Origin of the sequence: Peribacillus sp. NPDC046944 (assembly GCF_050272735.1) — a bacterium.
Lineage (GTDB): Bacteria > Bacillota > Bacilli > Bacillales > DSM-1321 > Peribacillus.
The window spans coordinates 15,563-40,649 of record NZ_JBNNML010000018.1; the positions used below are offsets into that span (position 1 = coordinate 15,563).

Annotated in this window: 23 protein-coding genes; 13 read left to right on the plus strand and 10 right to left on the minus strand. The window is 42.2% G+C overall.

Annotation, left to right across the window (positions count from 1 at the left end):
- The first annotated feature begins 8 nt into the window (after window positions 1-8).
- Complete coding sequence (locus ACQKIC_RS19810; RefSeq protein ID WP_402867732.1) at window positions 9-818, plus strand: YitT family protein; 810 nt, start codon at window positions 9-11, stop codon at window positions 816-818.
- 62 nt (window positions 819-880) lie between these two features.
- Here ACQKIC_RS19810 and ACQKIC_RS19815 read toward each other — a convergent pair whose 3' ends face one another.
- Window positions 881-1,117, minus strand: a complete 237-nt coding sequence (locus ACQKIC_RS19815; RefSeq protein WP_402990109.1) for an IDEAL domain-containing protein — start codon at window positions 1,115-1,117, stop codon at window positions 881-883.
- A 288-nt stretch (window positions 1,118-1,405) separates the two neighbouring features.
- Here ACQKIC_RS19815 and ACQKIC_RS19820 point away from each other — a divergent pair, with 288 nt between their 5' ends.
- Both ACQKIC_RS19820 and ACQKIC_RS19825 read left to right on the plus strand, forming a co-directional pair.
- Complete coding sequence (locus tag ACQKIC_RS19820; RefSeq protein WP_402867734.1) at window positions 1,406-1,972, plus strand: competence protein ComK; 567 nt, start codon at window positions 1,406-1,408, stop codon at window positions 1,970-1,972.
- A 194-nt stretch (window positions 1,973-2,166) separates the two neighbouring features.
- Window positions 2,167-2,988, plus strand: a complete 822-nt coding sequence (locus ACQKIC_RS19825; protein WP_427668735.1) for a methyl-accepting chemotaxis protein — start codon at window positions 2,167-2,169, stop codon at window positions 2,986-2,988.
- Between the two features lie 57 nt (window positions 2,989-3,045).
- Here ACQKIC_RS19825 and ACQKIC_RS19830 read toward each other — a convergent pair whose 3' ends face one another.
- A complete protein-coding gene (locus ACQKIC_RS19830) occupies window positions 3,046-3,420 on the minus strand; it encodes a hypothetical protein (protein WP_402867736.1) in 375 nt (124 codons plus the stop codon).
- Window positions 3,421-3,705: 285 nt separating this feature from the next.
- Here ACQKIC_RS19830 and ACQKIC_RS19835 point away from each other — a divergent pair, with 285 nt between their 5' ends.
- The 4 genes from ACQKIC_RS19835 to addA all read left to right on the plus strand — a co-directional run bounded on the left by ACQKIC_RS19835 (window position 3,706) and on the right by addA (window position 12,334).
- Window positions 3,706-4,320: a TVP38/TMEM64 family protein gene (locus ACQKIC_RS19835; RefSeq protein WP_402867737.1), complete on the plus strand. Its 615-nt coding sequence runs from the start codon at window positions 3,706-3,708 to the stop codon at window positions 4,318-4,320.
- Window positions 4,321-4,353: 33 nt separating this feature from the next.
- Window positions 4,354-4,917, plus strand: coding sequence for a signal peptidase I (gene lepB / locus ACQKIC_RS19840; RefSeq protein WP_402868532.1), 564 nt, complete (start codon window positions 4,354-4,356; stop codon window positions 4,915-4,917).
- 188 nt (window positions 4,918-5,105) lie between these two features.
- Complete coding sequence (gene addB / locus ACQKIC_RS19845) at window positions 5,106-8,600, plus strand: helicase-exonuclease AddAB subunit AddB (RefSeq protein WP_427592188.1); 3,495 nt, start codon at window positions 5,106-5,108, stop codon at window positions 8,598-8,600.
- Window positions 8,597-12,334 (plus strand): helicase-exonuclease AddAB subunit AddA, encoded by a 3,738-nt coding sequence (addA, locus tag ACQKIC_RS19850; RefSeq protein WP_427592187.1) that lies wholly within the window; start codon window positions 8,597-8,599, stop codon window positions 12,332-12,334. The genes addB and addA overlap by 4 nt, the downstream gene beginning before the upstream one ends.
- 121 nt (window positions 12,335-12,455) lie before the next feature.
- Here the strand turns inward: addA and ACQKIC_RS19855 are convergent, their stop codons facing one another.
- Window positions 12,456-13,232, minus strand: coding sequence for a class I SAM-dependent methyltransferase (locus ACQKIC_RS19855; protein WP_427592186.1), 777 nt, complete (start codon window positions 13,230-13,232; stop codon window positions 12,456-12,458).
- A gap of 335 nt (window positions 13,233-13,567) precedes the next feature.
- Here ACQKIC_RS19855 and trpB point away from each other — a divergent pair, with 335 nt between their 5' ends.
- A complete protein-coding gene (gene trpB, locus ACQKIC_RS19860) occupies window positions 13,568-14,731 on the plus strand; it encodes a tryptophan synthase subunit beta (protein WP_427592185.1) in 1,164 nt (387 codons plus the stop codon).
- Window positions 14,732-15,230: 499 nt separating this feature from the next.
- Window positions 15,231-16,490 carry a S8 family peptidase gene (locus ACQKIC_RS19865; protein ID WP_427592184.1) on the plus strand — a complete coding sequence of 420 codons (1,260 nt, stop codon included), beginning with the start codon at window positions 15,231-15,233 and terminating at the stop codon, window positions 16,488-16,490.
- 178 nt (window positions 16,491-16,668) lie between these two features.
- Here the strand turns inward: ACQKIC_RS19865 and ACQKIC_RS19870 are convergent, their stop codons facing one another.
- From ACQKIC_RS19870 to ACQKIC_RS19895, 6 genes are all read right to left on the minus strand, one after another.
- Window positions 16,669-16,887, minus strand: coding sequence for a spore germination protein (locus ACQKIC_RS19870; RefSeq protein ID WP_402867743.1), 219 nt, complete (start codon window positions 16,885-16,887; stop codon window positions 16,669-16,671).
- 12 nt (window positions 16,888-16,899) lie between these two features.
- Complete coding sequence (locus tag ACQKIC_RS19875; RefSeq protein WP_402867744.1) at window positions 16,900-17,319, minus strand: spore germination protein GerPE; 420 nt, start codon at window positions 17,317-17,319, stop codon at window positions 16,900-16,902.
- Window positions 17,320-17,325: 6 nt separating this feature from the next.
- Window positions 17,326-17,505, minus strand: a complete 180-nt coding sequence (locus ACQKIC_RS19880) for a spore gernimation protein GerPD (protein ID WP_402867745.1) — start codon at window positions 17,503-17,505, stop codon at window positions 17,326-17,328.
- A complete protein-coding gene (gerPC, locus tag ACQKIC_RS19885; protein WP_402867746.1) occupies window positions 17,495-18,106 on the minus strand; it encodes a spore germination protein GerPC in 612 nt (203 codons plus the stop codon). The genes ACQKIC_RS19880 and gerPC overlap by 11 nt, the downstream gene beginning before the upstream one ends.
- A gap of 89 nt (window positions 18,107-18,195) precedes the next feature.
- Window positions 18,196-18,402 (minus strand): spore germination protein GerPB, encoded by a 207-nt coding sequence (locus tag ACQKIC_RS19890; protein WP_402955826.1) that lies wholly within the window; start codon window positions 18,400-18,402, stop codon window positions 18,196-18,198.
- 23 nt (window positions 18,403-18,425) lie between these two features.
- Window positions 18,426-18,647, minus strand: coding sequence for a spore germination protein (locus tag ACQKIC_RS19895; RefSeq protein WP_427592183.1), 222 nt, complete (start codon window positions 18,645-18,647; stop codon window positions 18,426-18,428).
- Between the two features lie 228 nt (window positions 18,648-18,875).
- On the opposite strand from ACQKIC_RS19895, the gene ACQKIC_RS19900 reads away from it, so the two are divergent.
- From ACQKIC_RS19900 to ACQKIC_RS19910, 3 genes are all read left to right on the plus strand, one after another.
- On the plus strand, window positions 18,876-20,468 hold the full coding sequence (locus tag ACQKIC_RS19900; protein ID WP_427592182.1) for a long-chain-fatty-acid--CoA ligase: 1,593 nt from the start codon (window positions 18,876-18,878) through the stop codon (window positions 20,466-20,468).
- Window positions 20,469-20,608: 140 nt separating this feature from the next.
- Entirely contained in the window at window positions 20,609-21,799 is a 1,191-nt protein-coding gene (locus ACQKIC_RS19905; protein ID WP_427668737.1) for a DUF418 domain-containing protein, read from the plus strand.
- A 116-nt stretch (window positions 21,800-21,915) separates the two neighbouring features.
- A complete protein-coding gene (locus ACQKIC_RS19910) occupies window positions 21,916-22,260 on the plus strand; it encodes a YisL family protein (RefSeq protein WP_402867751.1) in 345 nt (114 codons plus the stop codon).
- 69 nt (window positions 22,261-22,329) lie between these two features.
- On the opposite strand, the gene ACQKIC_RS19915 is transcribed toward ACQKIC_RS19910, so the two are convergent.
- Window positions 22,330-22,896, minus strand: coding sequence for a DUF2777 domain-containing protein (locus ACQKIC_RS19915; protein ID WP_402867752.1), 567 nt, complete (start codon window positions 22,894-22,896; stop codon window positions 22,330-22,332).
- A 306-nt stretch (window positions 22,897-23,202) separates the two neighbouring features.
- Here ACQKIC_RS19915 and asnB point away from each other — a divergent pair, with 306 nt between their 5' ends.
- Window positions 23,203-25,050: an asparagine synthase (glutamine-hydrolyzing) gene (asnB, locus tag ACQKIC_RS19920; RefSeq protein ID WP_403123583.1), complete on the plus strand. Its 1,848-nt coding sequence runs from the start codon at window positions 23,203-23,205 to the stop codon at window positions 25,048-25,050.
- Window positions 25,051-25,087: the final 37 nt, after the last annotated feature.

Below are 25,087 nucleotides of genomic sequence, written 5' to 3' on the forward strand. Positions count from 1 at the left end.
GACCAGCTATGTATAATATAATTTTAATCACGTTAGGATCAGTGCTTGTTGCCTTAGCCTATAATTTATTCTTGATTCCCCATTTAATTTTGAGCAGCGGACTCAGTGGAATTGCGATCATGTTAGGAATCATCACCCCAATCAATACAGGGGTATTGAATTTTATATTGAACCTTCCGCTACTCATTGTGGGCTATTTAAAGTTGGGGAGACGTTTTATCACTTATACGATATTATCAGTTGTCGTGATATCGGTGAGTTTGTATGTTATACCGATTCATGGCGTTTCAACGGAGCCGATATTATCTTCTTTGTTCGGGGGAGTCATTTCGGGCGTTGGCATCGGCATTATTTTTCGTGCTTCAGGGTCATCGGGAGGATTTGATATCATTGCCATGCTCCTGGCTAAGAAGAGGGACTTCCCGCTTGGGACATTGCTATCAGGGATGAATGCGGTTGTGGTGATTGCTTCTGGATTCAAGTTTGGATGGGATGCGGCATTATACACATTGATTTCGATTTACGCGGCAGGCAAAGTGATCGATACGATCCATTCCAATCATATTAAATTGACGTTAATGATCGTCACAAAAAAAGGTGATGAGATGAAGGATCGGCTACTTACTAATTTATACCGTGGCATTACGGTCATGGACGGGCAAGGTGCCTATTCGGGTGAGCAGAGCAAAGTGATGATGACGGTCATTACACGCTATCAGTTAACCGATGTGAAGGCGATGATCAAAGAAGTGGATCCGGATGCCTTCGTTAATATCACGGAAACGACTGAAGTCATGGGAATGTTTCATAAAGAATGATAAACGGATAAAAGCCCCCCATATAAGGGAGGCTTTTTTGACTTTATATTTCACATGGCTGCTTAATTTCCAAATTGTTTCAATAGAGTATTCATTTCATTACTCAGTTTTAGGAATAGAGGTTTGTCTTTAGTATCTAGAGCATGATCGATTTCTTTTGCCAGGATATTTTTTTTAGTAGTGAGAATGGATTCCATTATAATCATATCGATTAACATTTCCTGAACGGCAGCATCATTTTTAACTTCACTCATGGATAAAGACTTCACTGACTCTGAATATGATTTATCATTTTTCAAAGTAACCACCCCTGACCCTTTTTATTAGTATATGGATTTGAGGATGTAAAATCAACAGAAAATTTAAAATAATTAGAAAAAATATAAATGTGTCGTTAAAATGACGAGGTAACATGGCCGCTTAAAGAATTCTTAATTTTTTGTGAACTTAAATGTAACCTGTATTATTTATGCTATTATAGTGGAGAATTTAACGCGTTTTCGGATAAATCTTTCATGTGGAAGTCATCATCCTTTTTTGCAAAGTTGATATTCCATAAAAATAAATGAGGTAGAGGTGGATGTAATTTGAATGAAAGCACTCAGGGATTAATCGAGGAATATGAAATCACCCCGTATACACTTATGGTCATGCCCATTAATTATGGAAGTAAAATTTACTCCCGGATCATTGAATTGGAAGATGAGTTCATTTCTCCATTCAAGCCTTTGGATATAATCAAGAAAAGCTGTGAGTACTTTGGCTCCAGCTATGGGGGAAGGAAAGATGGTACAAAACAACTCATAAATATCACCCATAAGGCACCAATAGCAATCGATCCAACCAGTTCCATTTTCTTCTTTCCGACTACATCTCCCTTGCGCCCCCAATGCACCTGGTTAGCACATGAACATGTAGTCTCCTTTGTCCGACTCAATTCCAAGCAGACCACCGTCACATTCAGGAACAGAAAAACATTCGACATAGATGTATCAAGCAGTTCATTTGAAAATCAGCTGCACCGGACCTCCTTTTTGAAATCCAAATTGATTCAAAGGATTGAGGAAACGAAAAGGAAATCCTTTTACTTATTTACCGAAACGGATGGTCTTAAAGCTTCGGAAATGACATCGAAATATCCATTGCTAAAATAATCAGTGTGTTCAGGAAAAGGCGTTGTTTCTCTAGTGGAGGCAATGTCTTTATTTAGGTTATTTTCAAAGGGGAGGAGGACCTCCTTCGATTCATGATAAAGAATAGGGGGTGAAAAAATATTTACTAAAGGGGGAATCTTTGGTAATATTTAGCCTTAGAATAAGGATGGAGTGTTACAGCAATGTATAACAGAATGTACGGAAAAGTCGAATCGCTAGAAAGTTTAGTAAATATGGTACCTATAATTAAAGCTGCTGTGCCTTCTGATTTGTCGATTGCCATATGTGATTTAGAGAAATTCATTGCTTATTTTCCAGGTGAAAGTATAAATATGCATATCCAAAAAGGGCAGTCGTTAAATCCAGAAGAACCCCTCGCCGTGGCATTGAGTGAGGATAAACCATTAAGGGCTGATGTACCAGCTGATTTTTATGGGTTCGAGTTTACTGGAACGGCCGTGCCCCTACATGATAAAAATAATCAAGTCATCGGTGGCATAGCTATCCAGTTACGCAGGCAAAGTGAATTAAGAACGATTGCGGATCAAATTTCTGTATCGCTGAGCCAGGCCAATGAGCGGATTACGGATATTGCAAAGGGATCCTATACCTTAGCGGATGTTTCCAACCAACTTCTTACATCTTCCGAAAAAGCCGAAGAGGACGTTAAAAATACGGATGAGATCTTGTCAATGATTAAAAGGGTGGCGACCCAAACCAATTTATTGGGATTAAATGCCGCCATAGAGGCCGCACGAGCTGGTGAAAAAGGCAAAGGGTTTGAAGTGGTGGCTAAGGAAATCAGGAAGTTTTCTAAAGAAACTGTCGCATCCACGGAATTGATTCGTGAAAAACTTGTGCAAATCCAAGAAGTGACCAAACTGATGGGGACCTCGATTAATCGAATAGCTTCCGTGGGTCAAGAGCAGGCTGCTTCCATTCAGGAAATTTCAACTTTTGTAGAAGAAATCAAAAAGATGTCTGATGAGCTCAATCAATTTACCGATAAGTTATAAGAGGAAGTCAACAGCTTTTGTTGGCTTTTTATTTGTTCACCGAAAAAAGCAGGGGTGTTAAATTTTTTCAGGTTTATACACCCTTTCAAAAAAGTAATAACACAGAATCTCTTCCGTTTTATTACGAAGGCGGGGATTGAAATAGTTATGATGCTCTTCATACCCTTTATATAAAAAGCAATACATCGTGAATGATTCGTCGCCGTTTAATTTGCTTACCTTGATATTCCCCTTGCGCAAATAGCGACGAACCTCGACGAGATCCTCCTGGACTGACTTTAGAGCACGCTCAATAAGTTTTGAATAGGGCCTTTTTAATTTAAACGGACTTGATTCGATGACCTTGAGATCCCGGTTTAAGATTGTAATCACCATGGGAAGGTAGATGGCTTTTTCAATCATATTTCGGTCAGCCTCTGGAATACGGGTCATCATGACCGCCCCTTTCTAATTAACGTTCTCTTATTTTATGTATGTCGGATAATTTATAGAACGTATGTTCTATTTAATATCCTAACTTAAGTGGATTTGATATGCAAGCGCTTTTGTCAATCACGTGAAATTTTCGTTAATAAGATTATGATTTCCTGAGTTAGGGAAAGTATGATGATAGATGGGTAATTATTCTTGCAATTTAAGAAGAAAGTGTTATATCTAAATTAGAACGGTTTTATTATGTGATGCTGCTTGATAGAAAGCAAGCCAAGGGAGATAGTCATGAATTTGGATACTATATTTGAGTGGATTACTCTTGAACATATATCAGGGCTTATTCAGCAATATCGTTCATTCGGCCCGATTCCAGGAATTTTGTTGCCGATGTTAGAAGCGTTTTTGCCTTTTTTACCTTTATTTGTGTTTGTCGTGGCCAATGCTACAGCTTTTGGCCTATGGTGGGGATTTTTATTTTCTTGGATTGGGGCGGTAGGTGGTGCGTTTCTGGTCTTTTTTGTTTTTAGACGATACGGACAGATGAGGTTCTTCCGTTTTCTTCAGAAACATAAACAGGTGCAAAGATTGATGAACTGGGTGGAAAGCCATGGTTTCAGTCCATTGTTTCTCTTGCTTTGTTTCCCCTTCACGCCATCTGCGCTCGTTAATATCGTTGCAGGGCTCTCGAAGGTTAGCACGTTACAATATGCGCTGGCGGTAATCGGCGGAAAGGCAGTGATGATCTTTACGATCAGTTTCGTCGGATACGATATTGTATCATTGATTCAAAAACCATTACGTACCGTGATTGTCGGAATCATCATTTTCATCCTTTGGGTTGTCGGAAAAAGATTGGAAGTAAGGCTAAATAAAAGCATGAAAAAAGAAGAAGGGAAATAACTTAGAATATACAACTAGTAGGGGTTGGGGAATCTGAGAAAATCAAAAAAGCATTCAGTATCCGACTGGATAAAATCAGGCATGGTAGCCTTTATCATTTACATCTTGATCCGTACCTTTTTCTTTTCAAGCTATGCCGTAGAAGGGGAGTCCATGCAACCTACACTGGGTGAAGGCGATAAACTCATTGTAAATAAAGTGAAATACCAAATCAGCGATATCAATCGATTTGATGTTATAGTTTTCCATGCGCATGTCGGGGAGAATTATGTAAAACGGGTAATAGGTGTTCAAGGAGACGATATTCGTTATAAGGATGATTGGCTTTACATAAACGGTAAGAAAGTGCCTGAACCATACCTTGATCATTTAAAGGTAGGATATCCGGGCCAGGATTTTACGGGTAATTTTACATTGAAAGAATTAACGGGCAAATCCATAGTTCCTGATGGCAAGCTTTTCGTTATGGGTGATAATCGACTCGAAAGTGAAGATAGCAGGCACCTAGGTTATATTTCAATGGATAAGGTAGTAGGCAAAGTCGATGTAAGATATTGGCCAATACAAGATTTTAATGTGGATTTTATAGGTGAATGACTGTGGGAGCCCTCTATAGGAAGGGCTTTTTTTTGAACGGAATACGAACGTATGGTTGGTTTTCGTCATTAGAAAGCGGTAAACTATAGGGAAAAGAGACATAATTGGAAGAAGAATCGTGTCAAAAAATAGACAGTATTTCTGGTATGATAGGTCTAGAGATATTGAAATAAAAAGGGGGGAAACAGATGTCACTCCGGTTTTTAATTGGAAGGTCGGGCACAGGTAAAACATCGAAGGTATTGGATGAAATCCGCAACGGGCTAATGGAGAATCCTGAAGGGAATCCGATCATCTATCTGGTTCCTGATCAGATGACATTTTTATCAGAATATAAATTAATTAAGACGCCGGGACTCGAAGGAATGATTCGGACGCAAGTATTCAGTTTTAGCCGGCTTGCATGGCGAGTTCTCCAGGAGACAGGTGGCATGAGCCGAATCCATTTGGACAGTGTCGGCGTTAATATGTTGATACGGAAAATCATGGAGGATAAAAAAGATGAATTGAAAATGTTCCGCCGATCAGCGGACAAGCAAGGATTCGTCTCCCAGATGGAGCAGATGCTTGCCGAATTCAAGCAGTACTGCATCCAGCCGGGTGATATTCGGAGGTATTTGGACGAAAAGTCACCGGGTGGTGGTGGAGTACAAGATAAATTATCTGATCTTGAGCTCATTTATCAGTCATTTGAGGATGAAATGATCGGAAAATATTTAGATTCAGAGGATTATTTCACTTTACTGATAGAAAAAATGGCAGAGTCTTCGTATATAAAAAATGCAGATATCTATATAGATGGTTTTTACAGTCTGACGCCACAGGAATTAATGATCGTGGAAGAAATGATGAAGCTATGTAAGAGTGTGACCATCGCATTGACGCTCGACCAGCCTTATAGGCAATTTGCGCCGGATGATCTGCATTTGTTCAGGCAAACGGGAAATCTCTATAACCAGCTTTATCAAGCGGGACAAAGAACGGGGGTCTTTATCGAACAGGACCACGTTCTGAACAGCACGGCGAAGTTCAATCGAAATCCTGGGCTGAAACACCTTGAAACATATTTTGCGCTTCGTCCCGCACAGAAGTACGATCAGCCATCTGGTGTAACGATTGCTCAGGCCGTTAACCGCAGAGCGGAGATTGAAGGGGTGGCTCGGAACATCCTGACGCTTGTCAGACAAGGTCAGTGCCGTTTTCGCGATATTGCGATTCTAATGCGAAATGGGGATGCCTACGAAGATATCCTCCAGACGGTCTTCCGTGACTATCAAATTCCGCTTTTCGTGGATTCCAAGCGGACGATGCTCAATCATCCATTGATTGAGCTGATCCGGTCAACACTTGAGATCATCAATGGGTTCTGGCGTTATGAACCGGTCTTTCGTGCCATTAAGACCGAACTTCTATTTCCCCTGCAACAAAGTCATGACAGAATGCGCGAACAAGTAGACAAACTTGAGAACTACGTGCTTGCCAGGGGAATCAAAGGGGCTGGATGGACCACAAAAGATCGTTGGACCTACCGTCGCTTCCGTGGATTGGAGCTTGAGGACCGTCCCCAGACGAGTAAGGAAATGCAACTGGAGCAAGAGCTCAATGATTTGAAACACCTATTTACAGAGCCCATCATTAAGCTATCAAAACGGGTGAAGAAGTCGGCGAATGGAAGAGAATTGTGCGAGGCCCTTTATTTGTATTTGGAAGAATTGCATGTACCGGAAAAATTGGAAAAGATGAAGCTTGAAGCAGAAGAGGATGGCGATCTGGTGTCAGCCAGGGAACATGAACAATCGTGGAATGCAGTTGTTGATTTGCTTGACCAATTCGTGGAACTGTTAAGTGAAGAGGAAATCTCGATGAAACAGTTTGCGATCATTATAGAAGCAGGTCTGGAATCATTGGAATTTTCCTTAGTGCCACAGGCAATCGATCAAGTCCTCGTCGCTAATCTGGACCTGTCCCGATTGGATGACGTGAAGACAGCTTTCGTCATTGGCATGAATGAAGGGGTCTTACCAGGAAAAGCCGTTTCTGATGGAGTGTTTTCCGATAGTGACCGCGACATGCTTTTGGCGAGCGGGCTTGATGTTGCCCCAAGTTCAAAAGTGCGTCTTTTGGATGAGGAATTCACGGCCTATAAAGCCTTCACTACACCTTCGGAATCCCTTTATTTATCTTATCCACTCGCTGATGAAGAGGGAAAATCCCTTCTCCCGTCCTCTTATTTAAAACGAGTGAGGGATGTATTGCCTCATGTGAACGAGGCTTTTTATATGAACGATCCATCTGATCTGCCTGCCGGGGAACAGGTGAAATATGCAGCAAACCCAGAAGTGGCCCTGTCTTATCTGGCTGCGCAATTACAGTTGAAAAAACGGAACTACCCAATCCATCCGCTTTGGTGGGATGTCTATAATTCCATCATGGAGGACGAGACGGTTGGACCGACAGCCACTAAGGTGCTATCGAGTCTTTTTTACCAAAATAAAACCATGAAACTATCAGAGGAAACGAGTAAGCAATTATATGGCGAAACCATTCTGACTAGTGTATCGAGAATGGAAATGTTCAATAGCTGCCCGTTTTCCCATTATGCCGCACATGGCTTGAAACTAAGGGAACGACAGGTTTTCCGTTTGGACGCACCGGATATCGGTGAGATGTTCCATGGGGCGTTAAAAATGATTTCGGATTATTTAAATGAGCATGATATCCCGTGGTCTTCTTTGACCAAGGAGCAATGTTTGGAGTTGGCTAGGAAAGCGGTGGAACAGCTTGCACCAAAGCTCCAGAATCAAATCCTGCTAAGTACGAACCGCCATCATTACTTGCGCAGAAAGCTGGAGCATGTGATTGGCCGGGCTTCGATTGTCTTGAGTGAACATGCCAAGGTTAGTGGGTTTGCCCCAATCGGTTTGGAACTGGGCTTCGGAAAAAATGGAGAACTGCCCCCACTTTCGTTCACTTTGAAAAATGGGACGAAAATGGAATTGATTGGTCGGATTGACCGTGTTGATAAGGCCGATGAGGATGAGGGTGGCGTCTATTTGCGTATCCTTGATTATAAATCGAGTGAAAAGGAATTGAACATGAGTGAAGTCTACTATGGGCTTGCCCTGCAAATGCTGACCTATCTCGATATTGTCGTTTCACAATCCCAATCGCTTATCGGTAAAGAGGCGATTCCAGCCGGTGTCCTTTATTTCCATGTTCATAATCCGGTCGTGAAATCAAAAGGCATGCTTAGCTTGGATAAAATCGATGAAGAAATTTATAAGAGTTTTAAAATGAACGGCCTAGTATTAGATCAAACCAACGTAATCAAGATGATGGACACGTCCCTTGATATAGATACTTCCAGTAAATCGGATGTCATACCTGCCGGATTTAAAAAAGACGGTTCTCTTTTAGCGGCCTCTAAAGTGGCCAGCCGTGAAGACTTCTCCTTGCTTAACCAGCATGTTCGAAAGGTCTATCAAGAGTCAGGTGACCGAATGGTCGACGGGGATGTTGGCATAACCCCATATAAAATGAAAGAAAAAACGCCATGTACTTTCTGTTCATTCAAATCCGTCTGCCAATTCGATCAGTCGCTCGAAGAGAATCAATTTAGGAATTTGCCACAGAAAAAGCAAAATGATGTTCTCGATTTATTAAGGGGGGAGGGTGAAAGATGAGTAAAACGATGATTCCCGCCATTCCTGAAGGCGTGACATGGACAGAAGAACAATGGAAAGCAATTTGGGCGAAAGACCAGGATATTTTGGTGGCCGCCGCTGCAGGATCCGGGAAAACAGCGGTGCTTGTCAACCGGATTATCCAAAAGGTCATATTGGAAGATAATCCAATCGATGTGGATGAGCTATTGGTGGTGACCTTCACGAATGCATCGGCCGCCGAAATGCGCCATCGAGTTAGTGAAGCATTAGAAAAGGAAATCAATGAAAATCCCCATTCACAGCATTTGCGTAAGCAGTTAAGCCTGATTAACCGTGCGTCCATTTCCACGCTTCATTCTTTCTGTTTAGAAGTGATCAGGAAATATTACTATTTGACGGATATTGATCCTGGATTCAGGATTGCCGATTCCACGGAAGCGCAGCTTCTGCGCGATGAAGTGATGGAAGAACTTTTCGAGGAGCAATATGGCCAAGGTGACAATGAAGCATTCTTTAAATTGGTCGATGCCTTTACAAGCGATCGAAACGATGATGCACTGCAAAATATTGTCCGGTCATTGTATGATTTCTCCCGTTCGAATCCAGATCCCGACCAATGGCTAAATCATGCAGCCCAGATGTATGATCTGGCGGAAGGGGCAGGGATAGATGATCTTCCATTTATCGAGTCCCTACAATTCGATATTGGTTTGCAGTTGGATACGGCAAAGGATTTGTTGGAGCGATCCCTAGAATTGACAAAGGTTCCGGGTGGTCCTGCTCCAAGGGCAGAAAACTATTTAGCCGATCTTGATTTGGTCGCGAAACTGGCCCGCGTGAAAGATTCTTCCTGGAATGCTCTTTATGAAGAAATTCAAAACGTGAAGTTTGGAACGGCAAAGCGTTGTACGGGAGAGGATTTTAATAAGGAAATTGTGGATGAAGCCACGAAGCATCGTGATAAAGCGAAGAAAATTATTAAATCTCTGCAAGAAGAGCTTTTTTCACGGAAGCCTGAAAGCTATCTGCGTGATATCCGGGAATTGAAGGGGTATGTCGATACACTCATCATGCTCGTAAAACAGTTTGAACAAAGGTTCTTTGCTGCAAAGTCCGAAAAGAACTTGGTCGATTTTGCCGATTTGGAGCATTATTGCCTTGATATTTTGACGGGTGAAACCATAGATGGGGAACGCACGCCGTCAGAGGCTGCCATTGAATATCGGAATCAATTCAAAGAGGTGCTTGTCGATGAGTATCAAGATACGAATCTAGTTCAGGAATCCATTTTAAGATTAGTGACGGCAGATGGTGAATATAGTGGAAATCTATTCATGGTGGGCGATGTTAAACAATCGATTTACCGTTTCAGGCTTGCTGAACCGAATTTGTTTCTTGGAAAGTATTCGCGCTTTACCCATGATGGCGCTGATTCCGGATTGCGAATTGATCTAAACCGTAATTTCCGGAGCCGGAGAGAAGTGCTTGATGGGACGAATTTCTTGTTTCAGCAACTAATGGGGCTGACTGTCGGTGAGATTGATTATGATGAGGATGCGCAATTGAAAAAAGGTGCGCCATATCCCGAAGATAAGGAATATCCCATTGACCTTCATTTAATTGATGGAGCAGCAGATACAAGTGAAGCCGGACAGGATAACGAGGATTCAGAGGTAGGTTTTGAAGCCGAGGAATTGGAAAAAGCGCAACTGGAAGCTAGGATGATGGCGAGGCTCATAAAGCGGGCCATAAACGAGAAACAGCAAATCTATGATACGAAAACCAAGCAATACCGTTCTGCAACATACCGTGATATGGTCATTCTTCTTCGTTCTATGCCATGGGCTCCGCAAATTATGGAGGAATTCAAGAAGCAAGGGATTCCTGTCTATGCCAACTTGTCCTCTGGATACTTTGAAGCTACCGAAGTTGCTATCATGATTTCTTTATTGAAAGTAATAGATAATCCGCAGCAGGATATCCCATTGGCATCCGTTCTCCGCTCTCCGATTGTAGGAATGGATGAGGAGGAAATGTCTCAAATTCGTTTATACCACACAGGTACGTATTATGAGGCGCTAGCCGATTTCTATAGGAAGGGTGACCCGGATGAGCATCCGGACCTATATCGTAAAGCTTCTACCTTTTATAAAAAGCTGGTGAAGTGGCGGAAACTGGCTAGACAGGAAGCGTTGTCGGATTTAATTTGGCTTTTGTACCGCGAAACCCAATTTTACGATTTTGCTGGTGGAATGCCGGGCGGTAAACAGCGCCAGGCCAATTTAAGGGCCTTGTATGATCGGGCCAGACAATATGAAGCGAGTTCATTCCGTGGGCTCTTCCGTTTCTTGCGTTTCATCGAAAGAATGCAGGAGCGTGGAGATGATTTAGGCGCGGCACGGGCTTTAGGTGAACAGGAAGATGTCGTCCGCCTGATGACGATCCATTCCTCAAAGGGATTGGAGTTTCCGATTGTATTCATTGCAGGCCTTTCGAGACAATTCAATATGATGGATTTGCGGAAGCCGTATTTATTGGATAAGGATTATGGATTTGCGGCGAAGTATGTCAATTCCGAGTTACGGATAACGTACCCATCACTCCCACAGCTCGCTTTCAAGAAAAAGAAACAGTTAGAGTTAATTGCCGAAGAAATGCGTGTTCTCTATGTAGCGTTGACGAGGGCGAAGGAAAAGCTCCATTTGATTGCCAGCATAAATGATGCCGAAAAAACACAGCAAAAATGGATAAGTCAAGCAACGCATGGAGAATGGCTCCTGAAAGACCATGCGCGGGCAGGAGCTAAAAGTTACCTCGACTGGATTGGTCCATCCCTTGTGCGTCATCGTGATTTTCAGGGCTTTACTGGGCTTGGTTTTGAAATGGAATCCCATCCGTCAAATTGGTCAATCTCTGTCATTCCAATGGAGGAATTGACTGTTCTGGATGAGGAAGAAGCTATTTTACAGGAGCAATTGCTGGAACATGTTAGGAAATCCGAAAAGGTGGACTTGGAATCTGAATTTGTCGATGCTGTTAAGGACCAACTGAACTGGGAGTATGGGGAACATGAGGCGACTGTGCATCGATCCAAGCAGTCCGTTTCAGAGTTGAAGCGTCAATACGAGCTGAGGGACGAGCAGAGTTCTACGGAGTTATTGCGTAAATTCAAGAGCCCGATAACGAAACGCCCTGTCTTCATGCAAGAAAAATCTCTGACACCCGCTGAAAGGGGAACGATTACGCATCTAGTCATGCAGCATATCGATTTGACATCGGACATCACCATTCCTTCCATTGAGCGATTACTCGTTGACTTGATTCAGCGCGAGTTGTTGACTGAAGAACAGAGAGAAGCCGTGAATCCGGAAACGATTATCGATTTCTTTGAGAGTGATATTGGAAAGAGGCTGCGTAAGGCGCCGACAATTCGACGTGAAGTACCGTTCACGATGTCACTTCCAGCTAAAGAGGCTTATAGTGATTGGGAAAAGGGTGAAGAGGAAGTCTTGATCCAAGGTGTCATTGATTGTATTTTTGAAGATGAACAAGGCCTTGTTCTGCTGGATTATAAAACGGATGCGATAACTGGACGTTTTGCTAGTGGATATGAAGGTGCGAAAGACATTCTTGCCGACCGTTACCGTATGCAATTGGAACTTTACACAAGAGCGGTTGAAGGGATTTTGAATAAAAAAGTGACAAGCCGTTATTTATTTTTCTTTGATGGCTCGCACTTATTGGAAATGTAAAAGAGAAGGGGGGGGTCTGCAGCTGAGGGACACCCCTTTTTTGAATGGCTGTTTTCGTAGGTAGATATTTAAATTTCATAAAAAATGAAGGAGGAAGGGAACCATTGATTCCCTTCCTCCTTCATTTTTTTACACCAATTACACGTAATCTTTTATAATCAGCTACCCAATTTCCGTCTTTATACAAAGTATCTTTTAAATTATTCTCAACGTTTGTAATGATATCTTTTATCCTATGTTCAGGAACATCATCAAATAAATGATTACCAAACATAGCAATCCAATTTTTCAGCCCTTTATCTCCGTCCAATTGTGTGGGCCTATCGTAGTGTTGAGCAAAGGTTACTCTAAATTCTGCTTCTTCCATTAAAGTTGCGTATTCAGCAATACTAGGATAAAACCACGGGAATTTTTCTTTTTTAAACGTTATCCCTTCTCTTTCGATTTGTTGAATGATTTCATCTGTTATGATTTGAACGTTTCCTTTTCCTCCGAACTCAGCTACAAATCTTCCCCCTGCTTTTAAGCTGTGGTAAATACATTGTAGGGCTTGGATTGGTGGTTTTACCCAATGAAGAGTTGCATTAGAGAATACAGCATCAAATTCGCTATGGAAGTCTAATTCTACTGCATTTTGAACCATGAACTTTATTTTTGGGTATTTAATTCTTGCTTGAGTAATCATATTTTCAGAGTTATCTATACCAACGATATCAATACCGAAAGTGGATAATTCATTTGCTAAATCACCCGTCCCGCAGCCTAAGTCAAGAATTTTTTCACCTTGCTTTGGTGCTAATAAATCTACTAAGTCTTGACCATACTCAGAAACAAATGAATGCTTTTTATCGTATAAATCTGCATTCCAGCTATCTTTCTTATTTTGAAGTGTTTTCAAGTTAATTCCCCCCATTGTCAATATGGATATATTTAGTAAACTAATTATACATGAAAGAATAAATGAAAGTTAATGATGAAATTTAATTGCCACAATGGACATAGGCTAACCCTTCGTTGAAGCGTGTTTCTCCACTTGCAGTAAATGCATCTTTCATTTCTTCCTCTTCATCGGAGAAGAATTCGTGTTTTGGCAAAACGGTAAAGTTAGCCCTTACGTCTTTCCAAAACGACCATTTTTAGGTATATAAACAAAAGAATTTGAGAAAAAGCGGTTCGTTCACGTATACTTGAATTGTAAAATAAAATAGTGCATGTAAAGGAGAAGAGTTGAGTATGACGAGAGAACAGACGAGCAGAGGATACTTTGGAGATTTCGGTGGTAGTTTTGTACCTAAAGAACTTCAAGAAGTAATGGATAATTTAGAAGCGGCTTTCATGAAATATAAAGATGATCCTGAATTTAAAGAGGAGTTTCAATACTATTTAAAAGATTATGTGGGAAGGGAAAATCCGTTGACCTTTGCACAAAATCTAACAAAAAAAATAGGCGGTGCAAAAATTTATTTGAAGCGGGAGGACCTGAATCATACGGGCGCTCACAAAATCAATAATGCCATTGGGCAAATACTGCTCGCTAAACGGATGGGGGCAAAGCGTATCATTGCAGAAACCGGAGCCGGACAGCATGGTGTAGCGACTGCGACGGCTTGTGCGATGTTCGGCTTGGAATGCGTCATCTATATGGGCAAGCTGGATACGGAACGGCAGGCATTGAATGTATTTCGAATGGAATTGTTAGGGGCTAAGGTCATACCGGTGGAAAAGGGCCAGGGCAGGTTAAAGGATGCGGTCGATGAGGCGCTGAGTGACTTGGTTCAAAACTATGAAAATACGTTTTACCTCCTGGGTTCTGCTGTCGGGCCTCATCCTTATCCTTCAATCGTCAAGTATTTTCAGTCCATCATCAGTGAAGAATCGAAAAAACAAATCCTTGAAAAGGAAGGGAAACTGCCAACGGCAATCATTGCGTGTACGGGTGGTGGAAGTAATGCCATTGGTGCTTTTGCTCACTATATCGATGACGCAGAGGTTCGTTTGATTGGTGTAGAACCCGCCGAAGCCCCGAGTATATCTCAGGGAGTTCCAGCAGTGCTGCATGGATTTAAAAGTTTGACGTTATTGGATGAGGAAGGGGAACCACAGCCGACTTTTTCCATTGCGGCAGGCTTGGATTACCCTAGCGTAGGTCCGGAACACAGTTTCTTGAAGGAAAGTGGCAGGGCCGAGTATCTAACCATAAAAGGGGAGGAAGCGCTCGAAGCCTTTCAAGTACTATCCAAAACGGAGGGAATCATCCCGGCGCTTGAAAGTTCGCATGCCGTTGCGTGTGCCCTGGTCTTGGCAAAAGAACTATCAAAGGATGACGTGTTGATTGTGAACTTATCAGGACGCGGCGATAAAGACGTTGAGCAAGTATTCAAGATGCTGAGTGAATGATGTATAGAGACAAAAGGGTTTCGGGATGAATTCGTCCTGAAACCCTTTTTAATTTGCTTAAAGATTAAGAGTCCAAGAGTTTTACCTACATATGAATCGTTTGAAGAAGCATCGCCGCCACCCGAATTTGTTGTTGAAACAAGGTCTAGAAGCTATTTAGTGTTGATGAATGAGATGAATCTTTTGCCCTGTCTTTTCTCTATCAAAATAATTCGGCTAAGATCTACATAGGTATTTATTCTATTTTCATTCTTGACGATAAGATTTCTGAATATTTTGTCGTATTTAGTCTTATCACATGTCTTTCAAAGTGAGGAGTCTAGACTAGTAGTCCGATTATTTGTGCGGAAAGCAGGTGGCTTTACCTATATTTGTCCTGTAGTGTAATTGAGTGTTTCGACCGATAGTTAATTAATGGCAAATTAAAATAAAATAGTTTTACAGCTTGAGAGCTTCATACATAGCAAATACAAAGCGAAAGCGAGAGAGGGGAAACGGGATGAAGACTGGAAAAAGGATTGGAATGGCTATGCTGTGTTTCGGGATGAGCTTCTCCATTTTTGCCAATGGAGCGGATGCCAAACAAAGCGAGAAGGTACAAAAGGAAGATATTCGCGTTTACCTAAAAGGGTCTGAGAATGAGATAACGCAAGCCAAGAAGAAGTTTGGGCATGAGCGGAGTTTTGGAAAGGAAGGCTTTACGGCAAACGTAAGCAGCGAAGAATATGAAGCGTTGACTAAGAATGGCAATCTAGAAGTTGAAAAGGTAAACAAGTATACAACTGCGCAAACGGTTCAACCGACTAGCCAGGCCACGACTGCTGCGGTTCCTTCCGCGAGAACGCCATGGGGCATCAAGGCTATCTACAATGATTCGTCCATCACTAAAACATCGGGGGGAGACGGTATTAAAATCGCAGTGTTGGATACTGGAACAACGGTTTCGCATACGGATTTGTCAGCAAATGTGGAGCAATGCAAAGATTTCACTACCTCATCCACATACACCAATAACTCTTGTACAGACAGGGACGGACATGGAACACATGTATCCGGAACTGTCTTGGCAAACGGTGGCTCTGACGGACTTGGGGTATATGGAGTGGCTCCTGAAGCCGAACTTTGGGCATATAAAGTACTGGGTGATGATGGTTCGGGATATTCCGATGATATTGCGGCAGCTATCCGTCATGCAGCCGATCAAAGTGTGAGCACAGGGTCTAAGACCATCATCTCGATGTCCTTGGGTTCAAGCAGGAAAGATTCCTTGATTTCAAGTGCAGTGGACTATGCTTATGGCAAAGGTGTCCTGGTCATTGCGGCTGCCGGAAACAGCGGATATTCAGCGAATACAATCGGTTATCCAGGAGCTCTTCCCAATGCAGTGGCTGTAGCGGCTCTTGAAAATGTTCAGGCTAACGGGACATATAGAGTGGCTAATTATTCTTCCAGAGGGAATCCGAATACGGACGGAGATTATGTGATTCAGGAAAAAGATGTCGAAGTATCAGCTCCGGGTTCAGCCATTGAATCAACTTGGCTAAACGACGGCTATAACACGATTAGCGGAACTTCGATGGCAACACCACATGTTTCAGGGTTGGCGGCTAAAATCTGGTCCTCTAATAAGAACCTGACTAATGCGCAGGTGCGAGCTCAATTACAAACAAAAGCAAAAGCTTATGACATCAAGGGTGGATACGGTGCAGCGACTGGTGATGATTATGCATCCGGTTTTGGATTTGTCCGTGTAAAATAACGGAACCCTTATACAGATGATATCACTGAGGGATAAATGCCTTTGAACGTGTATCATTTCATAATTCATTCATCATCTATATTTTTTTAATATAACAGAAACATCACTATTAAACTTTATTAATAAAATCATCAATTCAACAAATTGAAGCCTCCTAGAAATAGGAGGCTTCCATGCATTAATTATTTCCGGCGATAGGCTGATCTACCCCATTAACATCAAGGACGTTGCTTCCGTTCAGACCATTGGCGGTAAAAACGAATGCACCTGTGTTCGATGAGCCGGAGCCGGTGACGGACTTGCTGGCGGATTTCGGTGAAATGACGGCCGCATCCCCGAATAAGAGGTTTCCTGACCCGACATTAAATATTTGTACTGGACCTACAATGGCTGGCATATGATTTCTCCTTTATACAGTTTCTGTTCCATCTGATGTATTATCGCCTGTTCCTGCCTCATCGTTTTTCCTCGGAATCTGACGGATGTGTTTAATCCTTGATTCCATGCGGATATGACCTACGTTTCCTACGCCTACGATAGAAGATGAAGATATCCCGATGATATCGACATTCCCAACGCGAATGAAGGGGTTGGGATTCGAGAATGTTGTCGCGATTGGTTCAGAAATCCTCGGGATATAGAAAGGACGTGTAAAGACTTCATAATCACTGAAATCGGGTTCCAGTTCGGAAAAGCTATCACTTTTTTTCTGGACTGCCAATGCTTTGGCGGCCCCGTCGATATAAGCAGTGTCTCCAATTTGCAGGTTGGATGAAAATGTGACGGTCTTGGCTGACAAAGACTTTACTTTCGATATTCTTGTGAACATCTGATTTTATCCTTTTGGAGTGAGTGGAACGAATGGTCCGATGATGAGTGATTCGGGGGGAGTGTCGAATGCTGATGATAGCTGGATGGTTTGTACGTCCCCAATGAGGAATAAGGCGGAACTCGCTACCCCCGTCACGTTAATATCACCGACACATAACTGATGGTTTGTTACATTAAACTCCATTTGGATTTCCTCCTGTCTCGGAATGTGAGTTTGTAATGAATTGTATCAATGCTGTTTGAATATCCGATCTTACTTTTTCCGTGATCTTTTCTTTCACATTATCTCGTTGCTGAGGTGCACGTTCAGCATGTGATAGATTGTCAAAGTACATATTGATACGCTGATGAAGCTGGCGTTCCACATCCTGTCTCATGAAGTCGTGATATGAGGGTTCCAATGTGATCTGAAGCTGGCCTTCCGTATCACGGATCATATCCTCCAATCCTGAAAGAATATCATTATAAATCTCCTGAGCGACAATTTCACGGCCTGGAAATAGAAAAGGGGCAGGTTGGATGGGTTGATTGTTGACAGCGAATTCATCAATATTATTTAAATCATTAGGATTCAAACCGATATTCAACGTTCCGTCTAATGACTCGACTTTTAACTGATCAAATTTATATTCAATTTTATCCACGTGGATTGGGGGTTTATTCTTCATTTCGGCAAGTTCATCTGTCAGGCGTTTGAGTTCGTGTTCAAGCTTCATAATTCGTTTATCCTGGGCTTCAAGAAATCGCTGCATTTGTATGGAGTACGAATATAAATCATGATTCACGATTAAACACCTCACCTTCACCTAATGATAACTTCATATATGGCAGTATATGAAATTGCCTCATGTAGGTGAATGCCTATGGATTAGGATTAGGGAGGGCTAAATGGGACGAAGCTAGTCTCAGGGACCATATCATCTTCAAGAAGTGGAGCGGGTTCAGTGAATCCACCTGTATTGGCTAAGGTGGAGTATGGCTTAATCACTCCGGCACTCCCTATTTGAAAAACAGATGAATTGGTTATGCTTTCGATTTTTATCATATTGATTTGGATCGTTTGGTGGATATTGAAAATCATGATGTCCTCCTTTCAAAAAAATGCTAGAGGTTCAATGCTACTGGCTGATCGACACCATCTGAATCGTTTGTGTTAGTGGTACTGTAAGCGTTGTAAAGTGAAATGGATTCGCCTGTATTAAAAGAGCCAGCACCTGCAAACGTTTTTGAAGCGGAATATGGGCTGATCTTTAAAACGTCGCCAATATGGACAACGCCACTGCTCCCGACATTGATCACTTGAATAACTCCTACGATGGCCGGCATGAAAATCACCCTTTTTTATTCTGGTTTATCCCTTATTTACAAGCAGCAAGTCTATTTTGAATGGATGCTTCACTGTATTCTATGATTTTCCTTTATTGATGTGATTCAATTGCCTATCCCTTAGCAGCTTAGAAACCTGTGATGTTTGGTGTTGGTAAATGATATACAAATATGGTAATATAATGATAAATTCATAATTTTCAAATAAATTGAATGAGGGGTGATTGGATGAATGTGCCTTTAGTGCTATCACATTTTCTGGACAGGGCAGCTTCACTTTATGCTGACAAGAAAGCGATTATCGGGGACGATAAGGTCCTGACATATCAGGAGCTGAATGGAAGGGTCAACCAGCTTTCCAATGGATTGAGTGACCTAGGGATTAAAAAAGGGGATAAAGTGGCTTATCTTGCACCGAACTCAATCGAAATGCTTGAAGGTTTTTATGGGGCGTTCCAGCTTGGGGCTGTAATGGTGCCTTTGAACATTCGGTTGACGCCGGCGGATTATGTATTCATTTTGAATCATAGTGAATCAAGGGTCCTTTTTGTGGATCAGGATTTGTATCATCTTATCTCATCGGTTAAGGACCAGCTGAAATCAGTGGAGCATATCATCGTGCACTATAAAGCAAGCGATACAAATGAAATCGATTACAATGTCTGGCTGGAGCGGTTTGACAAAGAAGGCTTCCATCGGGAACAAGTGGATGAGAATGACGTATCAAGTCTCTTATATACAAGCGGCACAACCGGTAACCCTAAAGGGGTCATGCTCACCCACCGCAATAACTATTTACATGCCCTTAGTGCCATGCACCATTTCAGGGTCAATGACCGCGATACATATATGCATGTCCTGCCAATGTTCCATGTGAATGGGTGGGGTGCTCCTTTTTATTATACGGCCAATGGTGCGACGCAAGTTTGCTTAAGAAAAACAACACCAAATTCCATATTCAAGGCGCTTGAGAAACATAAGGTAACCATCATGCATATGGCGCCAACCGTCCTTAATTCATTGTTCCAATATTATGAAAAGAATGTACCGAAGCTGGAACAGGAAATTCGAATCGTCGTGGCTGGTTCGGCACCCCCGCCCGCCTTTGTCACAAGGGTGGAAAAAGAGTTGGGGTGGGAGTTCATCCAAATCTATGGCATGACGGAATCCACTCCAATGAGTTTGCTTTCGGTACCCCGCTCTGAATTCGATGGACTTCCGGAAAGGGAAAAATACAAAATGAAGGCGAAAGCCGGTTACCCCTCCATAGGCAGTGAGGTAAGGGTAGTACATGACAATGGTGACGAAGTAGCACGTGACGGGGTTGATGTCGGTGAAGTCATTGTTCGAAGTCATGGAGTCATGTTGGGATATTGGAAAAATGAAGAGGCCACGATGCAGGCGTTGAAAAATGGGTGGTTGCATACAGGCGATATGGCGACCATGGATAGTGATGGGAATATAGATATCGTAGACCGCAAGAAAGATATTATCATAAGCGGTGGGGAGAATATCTCATCCATAGAAGTGGAAGGGACTTTATATGAGCACGAGGGCATCTTAGAAGCGGCAGTCATCGCAGTGCCCCATGAAAAATGGGGGGAGACGCCACATGCTTTCATCGTGCCAAAACCAGGCGTCCAATTAACGGAAGCCGATATTCTGGCTTTCACAAGAGAAAAACTAGCCCATTTCAAGGCAGTGACCAGCGTCTCATTCGTAAGGGAGTTGCCAAAAACGGCATCGGGAAAAATCCAGAAAATCCATCTTCGCAATGATTATTGGGAAGCTAAAGGGAAAACGGGAAGATTCGTCAATTAAAAGACGGTCCGCGCTGCTCTATGATGAGCAGCGTTTTTTCTAGTAGTTTGTAAGCCATTAATGAATGGGAAAGGAAATATACAACTAAATTTTCCAGGCTCATTTATAATGGAGTAATTAGTGAATGAGGATGTGAAATGATGAAAACTGCAATGGCCCCTTTACAGGAAAGCAAAAGGATTGCCAGCATTGATTTATTAAGAGGTTTGGCCATTTTAGGGATTTTTTTAGTGAATATGCCTTCGTTTCATACGCCCATCTTGTATAGTAGTGGTGTTGAATATTGGGATGAAGGCTGGGACCGTATCTTGTACATAGGTAGCGATATTATCGCCCAGGCGAGTTTTTACCCCTTGTTTGCATGTTTGTTTGGGTTTGGGTCCGTTATCTTGGCTACACGGAGTGAAGATAAAGGCATCTCGTTTCCTTTGCTGTTTACAAAGCGCCTTTGCTTTTTATTAGGGGTAGGATGCATCCATGCCTTTTTCATCTGGCATGGAGACATCCTTGTTAATTACGCAATGTTCGGGTTTGCGTTTTTATTATTCTATAAATGGAAAGGGAAGTATTTGATTTGGCTTGGATCGTTCTTATATATCGTTCCTTTCGGCGTGTTCGGGCTTTTTTTCCTGATCATGAGCTTTGTGGATAGTGGATTGATGGACATTCAAAATGAGGTCGAGTCGATAAAACAATCGCAAGAGATATATTCTGCGGGCTCTTTTATGGAAGTAACGGGACAAAGAATGGCAGACTGGTATATGGTTAATGGTCCAACGAATGTCATCTTCCTCTTCCTCTCCATTTTTCCTTTCTTTTTAATTGGAGCTGGTGTAGCCAAGCAGGGATGGCTTCAAAATCCTGCCCGTTATAAACGTCCAATAAGGGTGATAGCGATTATAAGCCTGTTAACAGGGGTGGCGATCAAGATCCTACCGTATGTGACGGATTACGGTTATGGGACGACATTCATCCAGGATTACTTTGGCGGACCGCTGCTGACGATGTTTTATATTACCGCAATCACACTGTTGGTTGAAAAGACGTGGGCTTACAAGTTGCTATATCCCTTAGCTTTAGTAGGAAGGATGTCGATGAGCAATTACCTATTTCAATCGATTGTCTGTACATTCATTTTTTATTCATATGGTTTTGGGTTGTATGGGAAAGTGACTTATACGGAAGGGTTTCTCCTGATGATCGTTGTTTTTTCTATACAAGTCTTGCTAAGCTTCTTGTGGATGAAGCGATTCCGGTTCGGTCCGGTGGAATTTGTATGGCGATATGTCTCGTATGGCAAAAAGCCCGCTATGATACGGAATGATAAGTGAGGGGGAAGAATGTTCGCAAAACTGCCTTATTTGAGCGTGATACTGGCACCTTCCTTTTGTTTTTATGTAAAAGCCTATGTTATGATGAAATGGATATTGAAAGAGGGGGCAAGTAAATGGGAACTCACTTACACATAACGACTTGGGTTATCGGAATCATTCTTTTCTTTGTAACATATTCCATGCTTAAAAATGGAAGCCCGAAAGCCAAAATGATGCACATGATCACACGTGTATTCTTCCTTTTGATTTTCCTTACAGGTGGAATGCTAATTACTGACTTTGGTGCATATGCAGTGAAAATGATTGTAGGAATCATCGTGATTGCCGCGATGGAAATGGTATTGGTCCGTAGGAAAAAAGGAAAAGCTGTAAGCGCGATGTGGGCATTATTCGTCGTTGCTTTTATATTCGTCCTTTATCTAGGATTATCCCTACCACAAGGTTTTGACTTGTTTTAATCATGATTGAAAAAGGACAAATGGGTTTCATCTCATTTGTCCTTTTTTGTATGCAAACTTTACAAGGAATTAGTGGGAATTCACTTTTTCGATGATGATCCGTTTCCCTGTATTAAGGGTGAATTCAAAACGGTCATGATCCTTTTTACCATAGGAAAAATGGTGCTGGACGAGACAGATTTGGGTCTCGTTATCAAAAGTGAAGAAATTCACGCCGGATTGATTGGTGAGCTCCCTTAAAAAAGTGAGCTGATTGTAGCTATATATACAATCATAAATAGAGAAGTCCAGCGAATTCAGGGTCGTGACAAACTGGAAAAAAGAATCATCGTTCAATTCCTCCAATAAACGTTCAAACGAATATAATAGTTTTTTTCGAATCCTTATGGGTTCATTGTCCCTCAGGAAAGTGAAATCCCTGTGAAGGTGGATTTTCCCCTCCGCTTCCAATATGCCCTGCTGCCATCTTCCCCCTCTATAAACTTCAATGATGCTCTGAACGTGATCTTCAATCGATGATGCCTCATCGGTTTCATCGTCAAAAAAGATCCATTGCTGATTGATATTTTCCACAGTTCCTTCGGTAAACGCTCGTGTTTGTCTGTTCATTAACTTCGTTCGATGTTGCTGACTCATGCTTATACCTCCAATAGGGGAATCCTCACCTACTTTTTAGTCAAAATCCAATGAAAATATAACGGTATATTTTTAAATATTATGGACAAATAACCAACTTTCCATCTTTGCATAGGCTATGTTAAACAGGGATGCCTTCCTTTCCCACTCTATTTTGTCACAACAAGGGTGGGGGCAAAGGGCTTCCACGGAATGGTGCTGTAACGATGCTGGGATTTGAAGCCGGAACATAAATATGGATACCTAATTGCTTAAAAGGCAGAAGGCTATATGATTTGATCGTCCAGATGGAAAGGGTGAAGTGTGATGTGTGGAATTACAGGTTGGGTGCATTTTCAAAAGAATTTACGGACGGAAACTGAAACACTCGAACAGATGACGAAAACTTTGGCTAAGAGGGGTCCAGACGAGGAGAATGTATGGAGTGATACCCACGTCGCCTTTGGTCATAAAAGATTAACAGTTGTCGATGCAGAGGGTGGAAAACAGCCGATGACAAAGGAACATGGAAACGGAAGATATACCCTTTGTTACAACGGCGAATTGTATAACACCGAAGACATTCGAAAACAGCTATTATTAAAAGGATATTCCTTTAAGGGGCATTCTGATACAGAAGTTTTACTAACTTCTTATATAGAATGGAAAGAAAAATGCGTCGAATTGTTCAATGGGATTTTCGCCTTTGCCATTTGGGATGAAAATGAACAGAAATTATTCATTGGAAGGGACCGAATGGGAGTTAAGCCTTTCTTCTATGCTGAAAGGAAAGGCGGGTTCATTTTTGGTTCTGAGATAAAAGCCATTCTAGCCCATCCTGATGTCAAAACAGAAATTGATAGGGAAGGTTTAGCCCAAGTATTAGGGGTGGGCCCATCCAGGACGCCGGGTTCTGGTGTCTTTCATGATGTTAAAGAATTAAGGCCGGCCCATGCCCTTACTTTATCAAGAAAAGGGATGAGAATATGGAGATACTGGAATGTTCAGAGTGAGGAACATCGTGATTCACTAGATGAGACATCTGAAAAAGTACGCTTTCTAGTAAAAGATGCCGTGACCAGGCAACTCGTCTCCGATGTTCCGCTCTGTAGCTTTTTGTCAGGTGGGGTGGATTCAAGTGCGATTACGGCCATAGCAGCGAATGCCTATATGGATGAAGGCAAAGGAAGGCTTCATACGTATTCCATTGATTATGAAGATAATGAAAAATACTTCAAGGCAAATGAATTCCAGCCTAACTCTGACGGACCATGGATCAAAAAGATGTCGGATACATTCAACACCGTGCATCATTCTGCCGTCATTACTCAAGAGCAGCTGACCGACTATTTAATCGAAGCTGTCCAAGTCCGGGACCTACCGGGAATGGCGGATGTCGATTCCTCTTTGCTTTGGTTCTGCAAAGAAATAAAACAAGATTTCGTGGTGGGGTTATCAGGGGAATGTGCGGATGAAATTTTCGGCGGCTATCCATGGTTTCATCGTGCCGATGATTTAAATCGCACTGGTTTTCCTTGGATGAGGTCGACTGGTGAAAGGCAATCGCTATTGAAAGAGGGCTGGCATGAAAAATTAAAACTGGAGGAATATGCAAATGATGCGTATTTGACTACGGTTCTGGAAACTCCTAGATTAGAAGGGGAAAGTGGGGAAGAGGCTAAGCGCAGGGAGCTATTCTATGTAAATTTATTATGGTTCATGACAACATTGCTCGATCGGAAGGATCGGATGAGTATGGGCGCAAGCCTTGAAGTGCGCGTACCGTTTGCGGATCACCGACTTGTTGAATATGCTTGGAACATCCCTTGGGAAATGAAGATGACCGGTAACCGGGAGAAGGGGATATTACGTAAAGCATTAGAAGGAATGTTGCCAGATGAAGTGTTATACCGCAAGAAGAGCCCGTATCCCAAGACACATAACCCTGTCTACACGGATCGAGTTCAGACGTGGTTGAAAGATATCCTGACTGACAAAAGCTCGGTTCTTCACGAGTTATTCGATCAACAGAAAATGACTGATATAGTTGATTCGAAAGGCGCCGCCTTTAAGGTCCCTTGGTTCGGTCAATTAATGTCAGGTCCTCAGTTACTCGCCCACTTGGCTCAAATAGATGTATGGTTCAAGCAATATGATATCCAAATCATTGAATGAAAAAAAGGGGCTCAGCGTATCGTACGCTTTGCCCCTT

What these genes read in the sequence shown, in the direction of transcription:
- ACQKIC_RS19890 (WP_402955826.1), bottom strand. Translation starts at nt 18,402, where the DNA reads ATGATTTTCAATATCCACCAAACGATCCAAATCAATATGATAAAAATC.
- ACQKIC_RS19905 (WP_427668737.1), top strand. Translation starts at nt 20,609, where the DNA reads ATGAAAACTGCAATGGCCCCTTTACAGGAAAGCAAAAGGATTGCCAGC.
- asnB (WP_403123583.1), top strand. Translation starts at nt 23,203, where the DNA reads ATGTGTGGAATTACAGGTTGGGTGCATTTTCAAAAGAATTTACGGACG.
- ACQKIC_RS19875 (WP_402867744.1), bottom strand. Translation starts at nt 17,319, where the DNA reads ATGTTCACAAGAATATCGAAAGTAAAGTCTTTGTCAGCCAAGACCGTC.
- ACQKIC_RS19910 (WP_402867751.1), top strand. Translation starts at nt 21,916, where the DNA reads ATGGGAACTCACTTACACATAACGACTTGGGTTATCGGAATCATTCTT.
- addB (WP_427592188.1), top strand. Translation starts at nt 5,106, where the DNA reads ATGTCACTCCGGTTTTTAATTGGAAGGTCGGGCACAGGTAAAACATCG.
- ACQKIC_RS19810 (WP_402867732.1), top strand. Translation starts at nt 9, where the DNA reads ATGTATAATATAATTTTAATCACGTTAGGATCAGTGCTTGTTGCCTTA.
- ACQKIC_RS19825 (WP_427668735.1), top strand. Translation starts at nt 2,167, where the DNA reads ATGTACGGAAAAGTCGAATCGCTAGAAAGTTTAGTAAATATGGTACCT.
- ACQKIC_RS19880 (WP_402867745.1), bottom strand. Translation starts at nt 17,505, where the DNA reads ATGGAGTTTAATGTAACAAACCATCAGTTATGTGTCGGTGATATTAAC.
- ACQKIC_RS19865 (WP_427592184.1), top strand. Translation starts at nt 15,231, where the DNA reads ATGAAGACTGGAAAAAGGATTGGAATGGCTATGCTGTGTTTCGGGATG.
- ACQKIC_RS19835 (WP_402867737.1), top strand. Translation starts at nt 3,706, where the DNA reads ATGAATTTGGATACTATATTTGAGTGGATTACTCTTGAACATATATCA.
- addA (WP_427592187.1), top strand. Translation starts at nt 8,597, where the DNA reads ATGAGTAAAACGATGATTCCCGCCATTCCTGAAGGCGTGACATGGACA.
- trpB (WP_427592185.1), top strand. Translation starts at nt 13,568, where the DNA reads ATGACGAGAGAACAGACGAGCAGAGGATACTTTGGAGATTTCGGTGGT.
- ACQKIC_RS19915 (WP_402867752.1), bottom strand. Translation starts at nt 22,896, where the DNA reads ATGAGTCAGCAACATCGAACGAAGTTAATGAACAGACAAACACGAGCG.
- ACQKIC_RS19900 (WP_427592182.1), top strand. Translation starts at nt 18,876, where the DNA reads ATGAATGTGCCTTTAGTGCTATCACATTTTCTGGACAGGGCAGCTTCA.
- ACQKIC_RS19870 (WP_402867743.1), bottom strand. Translation starts at nt 16,887, where the DNA reads ATGCCAGCCATTGTAGGTCCAGTACAAATATTTAATGTCGGGTCAGGA.
- ACQKIC_RS19830 (WP_402867736.1), bottom strand. Translation starts at nt 3,420, where the DNA reads ATGACCCGTATTCCAGAGGCTGACCGAAATATGATTGAAAAAGCCATC.
- ACQKIC_RS19895 (WP_427592183.1), bottom strand. Translation starts at nt 18,647, where the DNA reads ATGCCGGCCATCGTAGGAGTTATTCAAGTGATCAATGTCGGGAGCAGT.